Source organism: Clostridium luticellarii (genome assembly GCF_002995845.1).
GTDB classification, from domain to species: Bacteria; Bacillota; Clostridia; order Clostridiales; family Clostridiaceae; genus Clostridium_B; species Clostridium_B luticellarii.
The window spans coordinates 46,244-61,558 of the sequence record NZ_PVXP01000006.1 but is presented as its reverse complement, the minus strand read 5'-3'; the positions used below and the strand labels follow the sequence as shown (position 1 = coordinate 61,558).

General features: G+C 35.0%; 10 protein-coding genes. 5 read left to right on the top strand and 5 right to left on the bottom strand.

What is annotated here, in order from left to right:
• Positions 1 to 33: 33 nt before the first annotated feature.
• The 3 genes from CLLU_RS03810 to CLLU_RS03800 form a co-directional block, all read right to left on the bottom strand.
• Positions 34 to 1,053 carry an alpha-hydroxy-acid oxidizing protein gene (locus CLLU_RS03810; RefSeq protein WP_106008276.1) on the bottom strand — a complete coding sequence of 340 codons (1,020 nt, stop codon included), beginning with the start codon at positions 1,051 to 1,053 and terminating at the stop codon, positions 34 to 36.
• Positions 1,054 to 1,165: 112 nt separating this feature from the next.
• Positions 1,166 to 3,526 (bottom strand): endonuclease MutS2, encoded by a 2,361-nt coding sequence (locus CLLU_RS03805; RefSeq protein WP_106008248.1) that lies wholly within the window; start codon positions 3,524 to 3,526, stop codon positions 1,166 to 1,168.
• 86 nt (positions 3,527 to 3,612) lie between these two features.
• Entirely contained in the window at positions 3,613 to 5,982 is a 2,370-nt protein-coding gene (locus CLLU_RS03800; RefSeq protein ID WP_106008247.1) for a U32 family peptidase, read from the bottom strand.
• A 143-nt stretch (positions 5,983 to 6,125) separates the two neighbouring features.
• Here CLLU_RS03800 and CLLU_RS03795 point away from each other — a divergent pair, with 143 nt between their 5' ends.
• Positions 6,126 to 6,665, top strand: a complete 540-nt coding sequence (locus tag CLLU_RS03795) for a DNRLRE domain-containing protein (protein WP_106008246.1) — start codon at positions 6,126 to 6,128, stop codon at positions 6,663 to 6,665.
• Positions 6,666 to 6,839: 174 nt separating this feature from the next.
• Positions 6,840 to 8,456, top strand: coding sequence for an exosporium glycoprotein BclB-related protein (locus tag CLLU_RS19285; protein ID WP_106008245.1), 1,617 nt, complete (start codon positions 6,840 to 6,842; stop codon positions 8,454 to 8,456).
• A gap of 425 nt (positions 8,457 to 8,881) precedes the next feature.
• Here the strand turns inward: CLLU_RS19285 and pdxR are convergent, their stop codons facing one another.
• Positions 8,882 to 10,273 (bottom strand): MocR-like pyridoxine biosynthesis transcription factor PdxR, encoded by a 1,392-nt coding sequence (gene pdxR / locus CLLU_RS03785; RefSeq protein ID WP_106008244.1) that lies wholly within the window; start codon positions 10,271 to 10,273, stop codon positions 8,882 to 8,884.
• 122 nt (positions 10,274 to 10,395) lie between these two features.
• Between pdxR and CLLU_RS03780 the strand changes: the two genes are divergently transcribed.
• The 3 genes from CLLU_RS03780 (at position 10,396) to CLLU_RS03770 (ending at position 13,074) form a co-directional block, all read left to right on the top strand.
• Entirely contained in the window at positions 10,396 to 11,100 is a 705-nt protein-coding gene (locus CLLU_RS03780; RefSeq protein ID WP_106008243.1) for a phenylalanine--tRNA ligase beta subunit-related protein, read from the top strand.
• Entirely contained in the window at positions 11,097 to 11,711 is a 615-nt protein-coding gene (locus CLLU_RS03775) for a LysE family translocator (protein ID WP_106008242.1), read from the top strand. Before CLLU_RS03780 ends, CLLU_RS03775 begins: the two co-directional genes overlap by 4 nt.
• 313 nt (positions 11,712 to 12,024) lie before the next feature.
• Positions 12,025 to 13,074, top strand: a complete 1,050-nt coding sequence (locus CLLU_RS03770; RefSeq protein WP_106008275.1) for a glycosyltransferase — start codon at positions 12,025 to 12,027, stop codon at positions 13,072 to 13,074.
• Positions 13,075 to 13,101: 27 nt separating this feature from the next.
• On the opposite strand, the gene CLLU_RS03765 is transcribed toward CLLU_RS03770, so the two are convergent.
• Positions 13,102 to 15,285 carry a methyltransferase domain-containing protein gene (locus CLLU_RS03765; protein ID WP_106008241.1) on the bottom strand — a complete coding sequence of 728 codons (2,184 nt, stop codon included), beginning with the start codon at positions 15,283 to 15,285 and terminating at the stop codon, positions 13,102 to 13,104.
• Positions 15,286 to 15,315 lie beyond the last annotated feature (30 nt).

Below are 15,315 nucleotides of genomic sequence, written 5' to 3'. Positions count from 1 at the left end.
TGGATACTTTATATACCTATTATTTATATAATTTTATCTGCTGTACAATATCCTGCTGCTTATATTTCCAATGGAATTGCATCCCGTCAAAACCATGGCTGATTTCAGTTCACTCTTTAAATTTTCCACATACAATTTTACCCCTTCTCGCTGCCCGCCAAAAGATGCAGTTACAAAAGGTCTTCCTATAAGTACTGCGTCTGCACCAAGTGCCAGCATTTTAAGTACATCCACACCACTCCTGATTCCACCATCTGCTAATATTGTAACCTTGCCCTTGACTGCCTTAGCTATATCCGGAAGTACTTCTGCCACTCCAGGAGTCTGATCCAAAACCCTTCCCCCGTGATTGGAAACCACTATGGCATCTACTCCAGCTTTTACAGCAAGTCCTGCTTCATCCGGTGTCATTATACCCTTTAATATAAATGGAAGCTTGGTACTTTCCACAATCTCCCTTATTTCCTCTATAGTCTTAGGCCCCACCGGCTTTCCATGAAGCGCCAGGGTTATGAGTCCTGCTGCATCTATATCCATGCCTACGGCAAAAACCCCTGCCTCTTCTGCAATTTTTATTTTGCTTATAACGTTTTTATTTTCCCAGGGCTTTATTACAGCTATACCATTACCATTATACTGCTTTAACTTTTCCAAATTAGTTATCAAAAAAGAATCTACAGCAGTATCTCCAACTATGGGGTATATTCCACCATCGAGACACCCGCCTATGACCCAGGAGATATATTCTTCTTCAGTAAACTTCCCTCCCATATTAAGCGTAGTTCCTGAAACCGGGGCTGCCAAAACAGGTATATCCATCTTTCTTCCAAACAATTCTATGGAAGTATCCGGGTTCTTGGCATTATGTATGACTCTCATATTCAATTTATATCTGTTAAGTGCATTGAAATTTTCTTTGAAAGAGTCCCCTGTTCCCTTGCCTCCCATACCCGGCACTTCGCCGGCACAGGCATTGCCATTACAAGCAGGACATACCCTGCAGCTTCCATTTAAGTTCTCCCGTGCATTTTTTAACACATCTTTATAATTCATAACAATACCGTTAAATAATAAAACTACCTGCATATGCAAAATTTTATTATTAAGCGGACTTTCCCCCCTTTTCCTATAATAAATTTAACATAATAATTATATCATATTTCAATCATTTCAATTCAACTACTGTAACTCCGGATCCTCCTTCACCATACTCACCGAGTCTGTAATTTTTCACATGAGAATGATGTTTCAGCATATCTGTTATGGAATTTCTGAGTACACCAGTACCCTTGCCATGTATTATAGTTACTTCCTTGAGTCCACCTAAATAAGCATCATCCAGATACTTATCCGTAATATAAGTTGCCTCTATTGAATCCATCCCCCTTAAATCCACTGAAGTTGAAACATCTCTAAAATTCAACTTAGCTTCTCTTTTAATCCTCTTCTTCTCATCATTTGAATTCCCTTTACAAGCCCTTAAATCCTTCAAGTTCACAGTTACTTTCATAATTCCAGCCTGAACCTGAAGTTCTCCTTTAGCATCTGGTTTGGATAAAACCACCACTTTCTGATTTAGAGAAGGTATAAACACATGCTGTCCTTCTTTTACTGAATCAAGCTTATCTCCCTTTTCAGTCCTGGTTTTGTACAGATCCTCCTCGGTTTTTTCCAATTTATCCTTCAACTTTTTCCTGTTTTCTTCCAATTTGTGTCTTGCTGAAGAACTATACCCCATCTTCTCCAATTCTCTCATGTCCTTTAAAATATTATCTGCTTCCTCTTTTGCCTGCCTTAATATTTCTTTTGCCTCTCTTTTAGCTTCAATAATGGATTTATCCCTTATATTTTTCAACTTATCAGCCTTTTCCTGATATTTAGACTTGATTTTATCAGCCTCATTTTTTAAAATTTCGGCTTCTCTGGCGTAATTTTCAGCCTTTGCTCTCTTTTCCTGAAGGCTCTGAATCAAATCTTCAAATTTCAAGGCCTCAGTAGCTATATTTTTTCTGGCATCATCTATTATAAACTGAGGAAGTCCAAGTCTTTTTGATATTTCAAAAGCATTTGATTTCCCGGGTAATCCTATCATAAGTCTATAAGTAGGCTTTAATGTTTCCACATCAAATTCCACGGAGGCATTTTCCACCCCCTGGCTTTTCAGTGCATATACTTTCAATTCACTGTAATGAGTGGTTGCAGCTATAGTACAGCCTCTATTTTTCAAATTTTCAAGTATGGAAACCGCTAGTGCCGCCCCTTCTGTTGGATCCGTACCTGCCCCCAGCTCGTCAAACAGCACCAGGGATGAACTATCTGACTTTTTAATTATATTCACTATATTGGTCATATGAGAAGAAAAAGTGGATAAATTTTGCTCGATGCTCTGCTCATCTCCAATATCTGCAAATATCTCAGTAAAAAAACCAACTGTAGAATTTTCTCTTGCAGGTATCATAAGACCGCTCAATGCCATAATATGCAGAAGTCCTATAGTTTTAAGTGCTACGGTTTTACCTCCTGTATTAGGACCAGTTATGACAAGGCAGGTAAAATTCCTGCCTATTTGCACATCCATGGGCACTACAACTTTACCATCTATAAGAGGATGCCTGCCCTCTATTATATCAACCAATCCCTCCTCATTTACACTGGGCACAATTGCATTTGATTCACTTCCAAACTTGGCCTTTGCAAACACAAAATCCAATTCCCATATTATATCTGCATTGATCTTAACTGCATTTACATCCTCATATATTTTTTCGGACAACTCAGCCAGTATCCTGTCTATCTCCGCTTTTTCTTTTAACTTCAATTCTTTTATTTCATTGTTTAAATTTACAAGTCCCATAGGCTCTATATAAAGCGTAGCACCACTGGAACTCTGATCATGAACAAGTCCCGGCACAGAGGATTTGTTCTCTGCTTTTACAGGCAGTACATACCTGTCTCCCCGCATGGTATATAAATTATCCTGCAGATATGAAGAATAGGCTCTTATAAATGAGTTCACCTTATCCCTCACGGAAGCATTTTTATCCTGAAGGCTTTTCCTGATATTGTACAGTGCAGTGCTGGCTTTATCTGCTATTTTTTCTTCGCTTTCTATGGACATAAAAATTTTATTTTCCAGATCCTTTAACACCGTAATTCCAGAACATATATCTTCTATGATTTTAAAATGCTCTTCTTCTTCCTTTGTAGCTATATACTTTTGAAATCTTCTGGCAGCCCTTAAAATGGCACCTATTTTTAAAATTTGTCCCGGCATAAGTACAAAACCCTTTTGTGCCATCTCTATACCTTGTCTTACATCGTAAACACCCTCAAAGGGCGGACTTCCTTTAAATATTAGAAGTTTTAGTGCTTCCCGGGTTTCCTGAAGATGCTGCACCACTTCATAAATATTATCATAAGGTGCAAGCTTCTCTATCAAATCTTTTCCCGCACCCGTACTTGCATATTTTTTTAGTTTTTCTTTTATTTTATAAAATTCCAGTACTTTTAAAGACCTTTCATTCATTTAAATCTATCTGTCCTTTCAATCAAAAATTGAGTTATTCTCAAATTCAAATGGAATTTAAGAATCAATATAAGTTTACAATATATCTATTCTACACCATTTCTATAATGTCCCCGTGTAAATCTGCTAAAATCGCCTTTAAATTCTTCTTTTTGAAAATACGATAATATTCTTTTGGTTTCACTATAATCTTCATCAGTGAAATCTGCCCTGAAGCTTTGAACACCCATGCCTCTTAATTCCCTCATATTTGATATTAAATTAATAGGTACAGCATTGTATATATAGCTTCTGCAAAATCTATCTGTTCTCAGTACAAACTTTTTTTTCTTCCTGTCCAAAAGTGAAAAGCTCCTATTTTCACAAGCTTTATTACAATTTATAAAGCTGCATTTATTCCCCACAGTACTTCCTATGACACAGTGCTCACTTACCATAAGCTCTATCTTGCCATATACTAGAACTTGTGCTTTAAAATCTCCTTTTCCAACCAGGTCCTTTATCTCATGTCTATCTAATTCCACACTCAGACAATCTCCATTTGTAATTTTATTATAAAAATTTAGTGCAGAGCTATTTGTTATATTCAATTTATAATCTCCCAGGATTTTTATTTTATCTTTGAACCTGCTTATTATACCTAAATTTCCAGTAACTATACCTTCAATTTTATTTAGGTTTCTATTTATAAAATCCTCCACATAGTTAAATTCTTCTTTTACTATATTAGGCACTTTAATATATACTTTTTTAGATTTAAAGTTTCCTAATTTATTAATTTTTTCTCTTTGAAATGGATTTATGCATATACACTGGAAATTTGATCCCAATACTGCTTCCAGCTGTTCATCACTGCTTACACATATTATTTTTTGAGGCAGTTCATCTCCTGCAAATTTATTTTTTATGTGAATACTGCTGTGGATTTCAGTGTTAAAATTATTATCTTTTCTGTTTTTAGCCAATACATATTCTCTAACCCTTTTAAAAAGCTCTCTTCTAACTTCATTTAAAGCAGATATAGGCAAAAAACCCTTTTCGAAATATTCAAATTCTATACTTTTAAATTTAAACATCTCTTCTCCCGTTTTATTCAGACTCTCACATATCCTCTCTCTGCTCAAAGGCTGCTTCAATGCCGCTGCAACTTTTTTACCTTCTGCTCTAAATTCCAGCTCGCCATAATTTGTGCACAGTACAACAGGCTCTCCCCGCTTAAATTTCACTGTTAAAGTCAATTCAATCTTTTTTAGACGTGCATATTTATAACTCTCCCTGAGCTCTTCAATTTGAAGAAAATCAGAAGTTTTATATAAAGTATCCCCTATTCTATAATTAAAAGGAAGTATTTTTACACTTTCCCCATCAAAAGCTTTTGATGCTTCTCTTTTATTTTTTAATATTTTGGAAATAACAAATCCTGAATTTTCCACCCGGATTCCATCTCCTACGGATATATCCTCCATTAGAGAAATAGTCTCATTTTCTTTAACAACACCTATTTCTGTTCCTGTATTTTTGGAAAAAGAATAGGACATCATATCTTTTCCTGTGTTTCCAAACAGATAGGCCTTTGAAAATCCCTCCCTGTTGAACAATTGTAAAAGGCTTTTTTTACTGTGTTTTATATAAGCTGCATCATTTAAGCTTTTACAGTTTTCATAAAAATTATCAATCATATTCCTGTACTCTCTTACAACTCCTGCTACATATTCAGGTCTTTTCATCCTGCCTTCAATTTTCAAAGAAGATGTACCGGATTTTATTATTTCTCCTATATTTTCAATGGTACACATATCTTTAGGGCTTAAAAGATATCCTCTTTTTCTACTTTTACCTTTTTCATCTATTATCTCATAGGGAAGTCTGCAGGGCTGAGCACATCTTCCTCTATTTCCGCTTCTGCCTCCGATAATACTGCTCATAAGACACTGGCCCGAATAGCATATACACAGAGCACCATGTATGAATATTTCTGTCTCTATTCCCAGCTGACTGGATATATGTTCTATCTCTGCCAGTGAAAGTTCTCTTGAAAGAACTATCCTTTTAAATCCCATCTTTTTTAAAAATAAGGCGGCTTCCCCATTATGTATGGTCATCTGGGTGGATGCATGTAATTCAAAATTGGGAAGTATATCTTTTAAAATAGAAGAAAACCCTATATCCTGTACTATAAGAGCATCTACTCCAGTATTATATAAAAACCTTGCATATTCACAAGCTGCATTTATCTCTTTTCCCTTTATTACAGTATTTATAGTTACATATACTTTAACATCATGGATGTGACAGTATTCAACTGCACTCTCCATATTTTTATCATCAAAATTTTGTGCATAGGCTCTGGCAGAAAACTTATTTCCTCCCAGATAAACAGCATCTGCTCCTGATTCAACTGCTGCATATATACTTTCTATGTTTCCTGCCGGAGCCAGCAGCTCTATTTTTTTCATCAATTTATCTCCTCCATCTTAATTATATAATAAATTGACACAGTTGAAAATTATATTGTAATTTTATCTTTTTTAAGCCCATATATTATATTAAAACAATTTAGACATTACGTGGAAAATTAAAAAAGTCAGGAGGTAAAATTATGGCTCTTTATATGGCTTATTCAACTGATGATGTATATATATCGGAATTCTTCCCAACTGAAAATTTTGTATTATCTCAATTTTTATATACAGGTCAGTATACAGGTTATAACAAATGCCCTGATGCATATAGAAGCTTGTTAAAATTCGATATTACAGATATATTGTCCTCTAAAATCACTATAAAAAATGTGTTCTTACATCTCTATGTAACTAGAAAAGATAAAATAAATTATGTAGATAATACATATCGGTCTTTAAGAGTTTACAGTAATTTAGTAAACTTCAGTGAAAATACGGCTACCTGGAACAATGCTCCCAATATTTCCATAACTGAGCATAATAAAATTATTTCCGGCAAAGATATAGGCACATATATACAGTTAAATATCACCTGTCTATTTATGAAATGGTGCAACAGGACTATTGCCAACAATGGAATAACCTTACTTGGAACCGAAAATGTCATTGATACTTTAATTGGTTATGACAGCAGCAGATCTCCTAATCCCCCTTATTTATCCATTGAATACTGGTAAAAATTCATAATTTTACTTATATGATGGGTATAATTATCGACAGTATTTTACAAATATAATCAATGGATACCTAAAAAATGTAACAAAAGCTCTAAAAAATTTATATATTATAATTGAAGCAGTTTTAAATTATTATACAAGAGAGTAATACTCGAAAAGTGAGGAGGATGATCTATGGCTTTTTACACGGCTTATCCAACTGATGACGTATATATCTCTCAATTCTTTTCAAATAGAAATTTTGTTTCATCACCTTTTTTGTATACGGGAGAATATGTTCAATACAATGGATGTCCAGATGATTATAGAAGCCTATTAAAATTCGATATTGCTGGTTCAATACCTTCCAGAAGTACAATAGCCAGCGCAGCTTTATACCTTTATGTAAATCGAAAAGAGCAATCCGATTGCCAGCAGCCATGCCAGCAAGTAACTGTTTATAACAATCTAAGTGATTTTGACGAAAGTTCAGTTACCTGGAACAATGCCCCCAATATTTCCGCAACTCAATATAATAAAATAATATCAGATAAGGATGTTGGTGATTATATTAAAATAGATATTACAGATTTAGTTATCAACTGGTACAATAATTCAACTTCAAATAATGGAATTACCCTTGCTAAATCGTCAGAAAATGTTGTTACAAACACTATAATAGGTTATGACAGCAGTAGAGGAAGCTACTCACCTTATTTATTAATAGAGTATGACTACTGCTATGATCCTTGTAAGCCACCAGTAGTATGTCCAACTGGTCCTACCGGACCTACAGGGCCTCAAGGGCCTACTGGAGCTACCGGGCCAACCGGCGCTACTGGGCCTCAAGGCATTCAAGGTGTTACTGGGCCGACAGGGCCGACTGGTCCAACCGGTGCTACCGGTCCTCAGGGTATTCAGGGTGTAACCGGACCTATGGGTGCTACTGGGCCTCAGGGCATCCAGGGCATTACCGGGCCTACGGGTGCTACCGGGCCGACTGGTGCTACCGGTCCTCAGGGACTCCAAGGTATCCAGGGTATAACTGGTCCTCAAGGTATCCAGGGTGTTACAGGAGCCACTGGACCGACTGGACCTCAAGGAATCCAAGGCGTAACTGGACCTACGGGGGCTACTGGTCCTCAGGGCATTACCGGACCTCAAGGCATTCAAGGTGCTACCGGGCCGACAGGACCAACAGGACTTACTGGACCTACTGGACCGACAGGTGCTACTGGTCCTCAGGGTGTTCAAGGTATTACCGGGCCTACGGGCGCTACTGGCGGAGGTGGTGCTATAGTTCCATTTGCATCAGGTGTTCCAACTTCATTAACCACTGTTTTAAGCGGATTGTTAGGCACCGTGAGTCTGGTCGGATTTGGAAATGCCGCTACTGGTATTAATGTTTCAGGCAGTGGTACTATTGATTTAACAGGTGCTGCAGGTACTTTGCTTAACCTTGCACTTTCAGTTCCCCGTACAGGTACCATTACTTCAATAGCCGCATATTTCAGTACCACGGCATCATTGACCCTTCTAGGTTCAACTGTAAGTATTACGGCTCAATTATATCGATCAACCACTCCTGACAACATTTTTACTCCAATTCCAGGTGCTTCTGTGACATTGTCTCCGGCACTAACAGATATAGTTTCAATTGGTTCTGTCAGCAGTGCTTCTATTTCCGGACTGTCAATACCAGTAACTACGGGCACTAGACTGTTAATGGTATTTTCCGCAGATGTGACAGCTGGCCTGGATTTGGCTACAACAATTGCAGGTTATGCCAGCGCTGGTGTAAATATTGATTAATTTAATCTTCTAATAAACAAGCCATTTTTCTATAAAAATTATTTTTATAGAAAAATGGCTTTTTTTCAAATCTACATAAACCCAACAATTATTCAGGCACTTATTTAAATATTAAAGTTCAAATATGAGAGTTTATTTGAGGAACACACATAGCAACCACCTGCTTTATAACTCATCATATAGGGAGTGATATAACCATCATCGAAATCTCAAAGAATAGATTTGACTACATAAAAAATTCAAACAAGATCCGCAACGATGATTTGATTATCGCCTATGAATGTTACCCAGCCACGGCTGACGCAGGGTCTCTACCCTCAAAATCAGCTATGATCTCACAATATGCAAGTTCCAATACACTTGTCTGCTTGCCGTTTTGTACACTTCACTAAATAGAATAAAAAACAAAAGATTCTAATAGTATATTACAACATAGATGATAAGATTTTTATTCCTTTCTCCATTTCTTGAATTTTAGTATTTCCATAACCGAAAATGAGAGAATGATCATATGGTGTACAAAGTTCCGTAGATAAATAGTGTTTATTAATTGCAGTAATCTGTATCCCTTTGTTTTCAATTTTATGCATAAGAGTATTGTCAAAACATGTATTATCAAAAGATACCACAAAATGCAGACCTGCTTCTGCACCAGAGATTGTCACATGATTACCAAATGTACGATTAAGGCAGCAAATTAAATGGTTTCTTTTTTTTAAATATAATTTTCTCATTTTCCTAATATGATATTCAAAAATGCCATTTTCAATAAACTTCGCCAATGTCAATTGTTCAAGGGTTGGAGAGTGCAGGTCTGCCACAAATTTTGCATCTTTCATCTGCTTGCAAATGGAATTGGGTAAAACCATATATCCTATACGTAACGCTGGCATGAGGGTCTTAGAAAAAGTCCCTACGTAGATAACCCGTTCAGGGTCCAAATACTGCATGGATTGTATCGGATTTCCATCAAACCGAAACTCACTGTCATAATCATCTTCAACAATGTAGGTATTGTGTTTTTCAGCATATCTTATCATTTCAATTCTTCTTCCAGCAGGAAGAATAACACCCGTGGGAAATTGATGACTTGGAGTGGTGAAAATAAGTCTAGGCGGATTATCTGGTAATTCAGATGTAACCATACCATGTTCATCAAGTCTCATCGGTCTTATTTGCACATGATTACTTTCCAAAGTATGAAGAATACCATAACTTAAGGGGTTTTCAACTAAAGCATAGCAATCAGAAGGTACTAGCTGACACAATAAGCTAAACGATTGAGCAGCACCATTTGTTATCAAAATATTCTCTGGATATGTGCAAGCACCTCTGGCACGATTTAAATAGAGTGAAATCTGCGTTCTCAATTCATAATCACCAAAAGAATTTTGATAATCCATTTGAAATGACTTTATGTCGAGGGCAATATTATGATACATTTGTGCCCATTTTTTGATTGGAATTTCTCCTAAATCAGGAATACCCGTGCGAAATGATATAATATTGGTACTCTGGTATTTTTTATCATTTTTCTGTTTTTGTATATTTCCTATTTTTACTCTTTGAAATTGAACACCCTCAGAAATATAAGTACCAGAACCACTTTTTGAATAGACATATCCTTCGGCTATCAGTTGTTCATAGCTTTCAACCACAATATTTCTTGCCACATTTAGATAATTAGACAATTCTCGTGATGAAGGCAACTTTTCTCCTGGATGTACTGTACCACAAAGTACAGATTCTTTAATGAAACTATATATTTGCTTTGCAAGAGAATCCTTCGATTCTCTATCAATATTTATGTAAATCATGTATAATCTTCTTCCTAAAGTGGTTCTATAAAAATATGTAAAATGTGGACCTTATTTGAACCAATCTTTTGTGATAAATTATATTACAGAATGAAACTAAAGTAAAATCAGGAGGACAAAAAATGATTGAAATACATCCCAATATGAATAACCAATATCAGAATACATTTTTCGGAATACTTGTTTTGCAAAACTTTCATGAGCAGCCTGGCGGGAAAGAGGCTTTTCACAGATTTACTTATGATGAGTTGGAGAGTATTCGCAGTTCCCATTCAAATTATGACAGAAAAGTTTTTTGTGAAACTGATGAGGTAGTAAAGCCTTATGCCCGCTATTACAAGAAATTTAAAAAGACATATCATGTGCTGCTCCAGCTCGAATCTATTCTAAACGGAAAAGATTTTCCAGATACAATCCCATTGGTTCAAGTCCTGTTTATGGCAGAGCTGAAAACATCATTGCTCATTGCAGGTCATGACCTAAAAAAATGCCATCTTCCTCTCACAATAAAGATGTCGCAAGGCGGTGAAACCTATTCGGGTGCAGGGAGTCATAGTATTGTATTGAAACCAAAGGATATTTGTCTTAAAGATCAGAAGATGTATATTTTAAGTATTATTTATGGTCAAGATGATACTACACGTATAACCAAAGAAACAAAAGATGTACTTTTCTTGATTGATGGGGTTCCCGGGCTGGACAAATACCATATAGAAAAAGGGCTTGAAACTCTGTTGAGATATGTTCGTGTATTTGCACCTGATACAGTTCCTATAGATATGAGAGTAATCGGTACGTCAGCTATGCAAGGCGGCGAAAATCAATGAACACATATACTTTTTTCATTACGTCATTTATTATCATTTTAATCCCTGGTACAGGGGTCATATATACAATTTCTGTTGGGATTTCTAAAGGTAAAAAAGCAAGTATGATTGCTGCATTTAGCTGTACAGCAGGAATTGTTCCACACCTGTGCATAAGTATTGCTCTCTCTTCATTACTTGTAAAAATGAGCAGTGAAGCATTTACGATTATGAAATTACTTGGCGTATTATATTTACTGTACCTTGGCGCACGTATGATTCTCTCCAAAACAAAACTAGAATTGGAAAATATGAAAACGGAATATAGCTCTGTTTCCATAGTTCGTCGTGGAATACTGATAAATCTTTTAAATCCAAAACTAACATTGTTCTTTTTTTCGTTTTTACCGCAATATATAAATTCAAACGGAGAGGATTATGTTATTGAGAGCTTAATATATGGACTAACATTTATGCTTCTTACTCTTGTCGTTTTTATTGGTTATGGAATACTCGCGGGAACTGCTAAAAAGTTGATAATCAGATCTCCGAAAAAAATGAATTTGCTCGAGAAATTCTTTGGAATTATTTTCGTTATTTTTGCAGTCCAGCTTGCGTTAAGTCCATTATAATTTCTTTTTCACATCCATATAACAAATAAAAAAAGTAATTTATAAGTGAAGTAAGCATATGTTAAGTAAAATACATAGTTTCAAAAAATCACATCAATTTATGGCCGGCAATTACGGCCATTTTTCATTCGACACCATTTAAACAATTTCGTGGTAGCATTCGAATAAATTTCTACAATGTGAAATCACATATAATATAAAAAACATATTATAAAATAAGAAAGTAAAACTCTAATTTGATGTCTGAATTCTGATATCTAAGCATAAGAATGGAGATGATATATTGGAACATTCCATAAATATAAGCCTGTGCATGATAGTAAAAAACGAAAGTAATACAATAAGGCGCTGTCTGTCATCAGTTAAAAATATGGTGGATGAAATTATAATAGTGGATACCGGATCTTCCGATAATACAAAGGATATATGTAGAGAATTTACCGATAAAATATATGATTTTAAATGGATAGACAACTTTTCGGCAGCAAGAAATTTCTCATTTGCCAAAGCAACCAAGGATTATATATTATGGCTTGATGCAGATGATATTTTACTCCCTGAAGATATAGAAAAATTTAAAGCTATGAAAAAATCCTTTGATACCTCTTTAGATTCCGTAACCATGAAATACAATACAGGATTTGATGAATACGGAAATATCACTTTAAGCTACAGACGAAATAGACTGGTAAAGGCTTCAAAGAATTTTAAATGGATAGGTTTTGTCCATGAATATTTAGAAGTATACGGAAAAACATTTGATTCCAATATCAATATAACCCATGGCAAAATAAGTTATAAGCCAAATCGCAATATTGAAATTTATGAAAGCAAGATAAAAGAAGGAATTCATTTTTCTTTAAGGGATATTCTCTACTATGGACATGAACTTTATGATCATAGTAGATATATTGAAGCCATTCAGTATTATTCTAAATTTCTGGATTCAAATGAAGGATGGTCGGAAGATAAAATCAGGGTATGCAATAATATTGCCGATTATTATCTGTCAGTAAATAAACCTGAGGATGCCAGAAAATATGTATTCAAAAGTTTTGAATATGATAATCCCAGAGCTGAAGGCTGCTGCAGAATTGGTTTCTCATTTATATATGAAAATAAATTAGCCCAGGCTGTATTCTGGTATGAAATGGCTTTGAAACTGGAAAAGCCTAAAAACAGTCTTGGATTTTTTAATGATGCCTGCTGGACCTGGCTCCCCCATCTTCAACTGTGTGTATGCTACGACAGACTTGGAAATCATAAACTGGCATGTGATCATAACGAAATGGCCGGTAAATTCAGACCCAATGATAAACGTATACTTTTTAATAAACAATACTTTAAAAATTTAGGCATATAATTTATTTTTAAATTATATGCCCAAAAACTAGGATTTAATTCCCCACACCAGATAGATTCTATTGTTTTTTCCAATATTAAAAATATAGATGTTGTCAACATGCACAGCAGCATTATATCTTTTCAATATATCCATCTTTGAATTAAACCATCTTACATGACCCGCAGAATAAAAATTGGGAACAGAAAATATAATATTTGAACCGGTTTTTAGCCTTTTTATCAATCCTATATCATCATTTAGGTGCTCCAGTACCTCAAACATAACAGCAGTATTGTAGTCACCATTTACTATATCAGAGGTATATGCATTGTCAACTTTAAACAAATTTCTGTATTTGTCATTCCTTATTTTGGCCATTTTAACTGCCTCCTCACTGAAGTCTATTCCCTTATAATTGGTTATGCCGCTGTCAAATACAAAATTGGCAAACTGACCAACTCCGCAGCCTATATCTATTATCTTCACATTGCCTATATTCTTGATGATCTCCAGAGATTTGCTCCAGATGGGAAAATACTGCGTTTCACTGTAATGCTTAAAATAGGTTTCATTCCACCCGCCGCTTTCATATACGGAATTATAAAATGCTCCCTGTTTTTCTTTGGAATCAGGAACATTTTCAGGAACTTTGGAAATCACTCCATCAAACACAGTTGTCAAAACCTCAGTCAATTTTCTTCTCTCATATCTGCTGATTTTAGAATCCATCTTCAGCTCTCCCAACTGTCCATATTTCCATTTCTCATAAATTTCTAATATATATTGCTTCATTCCCTGAATGTCATCAATTTCAAAATTTTTACCCCTATGGGTTTTCTCAATTAGTTTTTCCACCAAACTTCCCTCAGGAGACAGGGACATTATTTTTCTGCATAACCTTAAATATTCAAAAACCTTGCCCGTATATACTGACTTCAGCCTGGAATCTTTTCCAATTATCAAAAGGAGCAGATCGGCCTTTCCGGCATTCTTTAAACTCTCCATATGACTCATATAATTTTTTATACTTACTATTCCGTATTTATCCAATTCAACAATTCTGTTCAAGATGTTTTCTTCAATTTTTCCCACAAATTCCACATCTATTTTGTCTTTTTGAATACTCTTCTCTTCTATAAGTTCATTTAATGCAATTATAAAATAATAGGGAACTATCTGCAGATAAAGGGAACCATTAAAAATTACAGTAAATTTATCATTTTTCCTATTACCTATGAATACATCTTCAAAATCGGCTTCATCATATCCATTGGTAATGGTTTTGATCCTGTTTTGATCTAAATTGAATTCCTCAATATAATTTTCCATGGACATCTCACTTACTGTCAATATAACATCTGCATATTTCAATATATTGCCTTCCATTTTTCTCTGCATTTTATATAATAGAGATTGATCATCAAGTACAAAATAGGGATTATTTGTCCACTCATCTCTAAAATCGGATATCCAGGGCTTTTCATATCTTTCCTTTAAATAATAACCTATTACATGGTCTGAATAGGGCCCGGAAGTTGAATAAATTAAATCTATACCATCAAAATCAACAATATCTCCTATCTTGTCCAATACCTCCATTGCCCAAACAGCATTCGTATCTGTGACAAAGGCCAGTTTCTCAAAATTATCCTGAAGCTCCAGCAGCTTTATTTCATATTGATCTATCAGATAATTATCTTTTACAATTCCTCCATACAGATCTACAAAATCTTTATAGTACCTGCTGCATCCAACTGTATCTTCTATTCTGACAATTTGAACATCCTCTGGAATTTCATAAAGCAGGCTGTCATCTCTGGGCATAAATTCAGAGCATAAAACTGTGACAACTATGGGTTCATAATCAAAGTCCCTCAAATACTTTACAAACTTCAAAGTCCTCTGCACCCCCGAACCGCCCAGCGGAGGAAATATATATGAAATAATCAAAACTTTTTTTCTCCTGTTGTATTTTTCTATTACATTCAATTTTTCATATTCATTGATTTTTATTTTAGCTATTTTTCCAACAATTCCACTGGAGATCTTACTTATCTTTTTATATAAAATATAAGCGTTTATATATCTATTTTTAATTTCACATAATCCGGCTAGAGCATATAACAAATTCACATTTAGCGGATCAGACTTTAATCCATCATTCAGCATACTGCAAACCTGGTCTATTTCATAATTTTCCAAATTGATTTTATTTAAATTTTTATCCATATTTTCACCTTTTTTTTATCTATCATATTG

Excerpts from the sequence above, each read along its gene's own strand:
- CLLU_RS03810 (WP_106008276.1), bottom strand. The coding sequence starts at position 1,053 with ATGAATTATAAAGATGTGTTAAAAAATGCACGGGAGAACTTAAATGGA.
- CLLU_RS03805 (WP_106008248.1), bottom strand. The coding sequence starts at position 3,526 with ATGAATGAAAGGTCTTTAAAAGTACTGGAATTTTATAAAATAAAAGAA.
- CLLU_RS03800 (WP_106008247.1), bottom strand. The coding sequence starts at position 5,982 with ATGAAAAAAATAGAGCTGCTGGCTCCGGCAGGAAACATAGAAAGTATA.
- CLLU_RS03795 (WP_106008246.1), top strand. The coding sequence starts at position 6,126 with ATGGCTCTTTATATGGCTTATTCAACTGATGATGTATATATATCGGAA.
- CLLU_RS19285 (WP_106008245.1), top strand. The coding sequence starts at position 6,840 with ATGGCTTTTTACACGGCTTATCCAACTGATGACGTATATATCTCTCAA.
- pdxR (WP_106008244.1), bottom strand. The coding sequence starts at position 10,273 with ATGATTTACATAAATATTGATAGAGAATCGAAGGATTCTCTTGCAAAG.
- CLLU_RS03780 (WP_106008243.1), top strand. The coding sequence starts at position 10,396 with ATGATTGAAATACATCCCAATATGAATAACCAATATCAGAATACATTT.
- CLLU_RS03775 (WP_106008242.1), top strand. The coding sequence starts at position 11,097 with ATGAACACATATACTTTTTTCATTACGTCATTTATTATCATTTTAATC.
- CLLU_RS03770 (WP_106008275.1), top strand. The coding sequence starts at position 12,025 with ATGATAGTAAAAAACGAAAGTAATACAATAAGGCGCTGTCTGTCATCA.
- CLLU_RS03765 (WP_106008241.1), bottom strand. The coding sequence starts at position 15,285 with ATGGATAAAAATTTAAATAAAATCAATTTGGAAAATTATGAAATAGAC.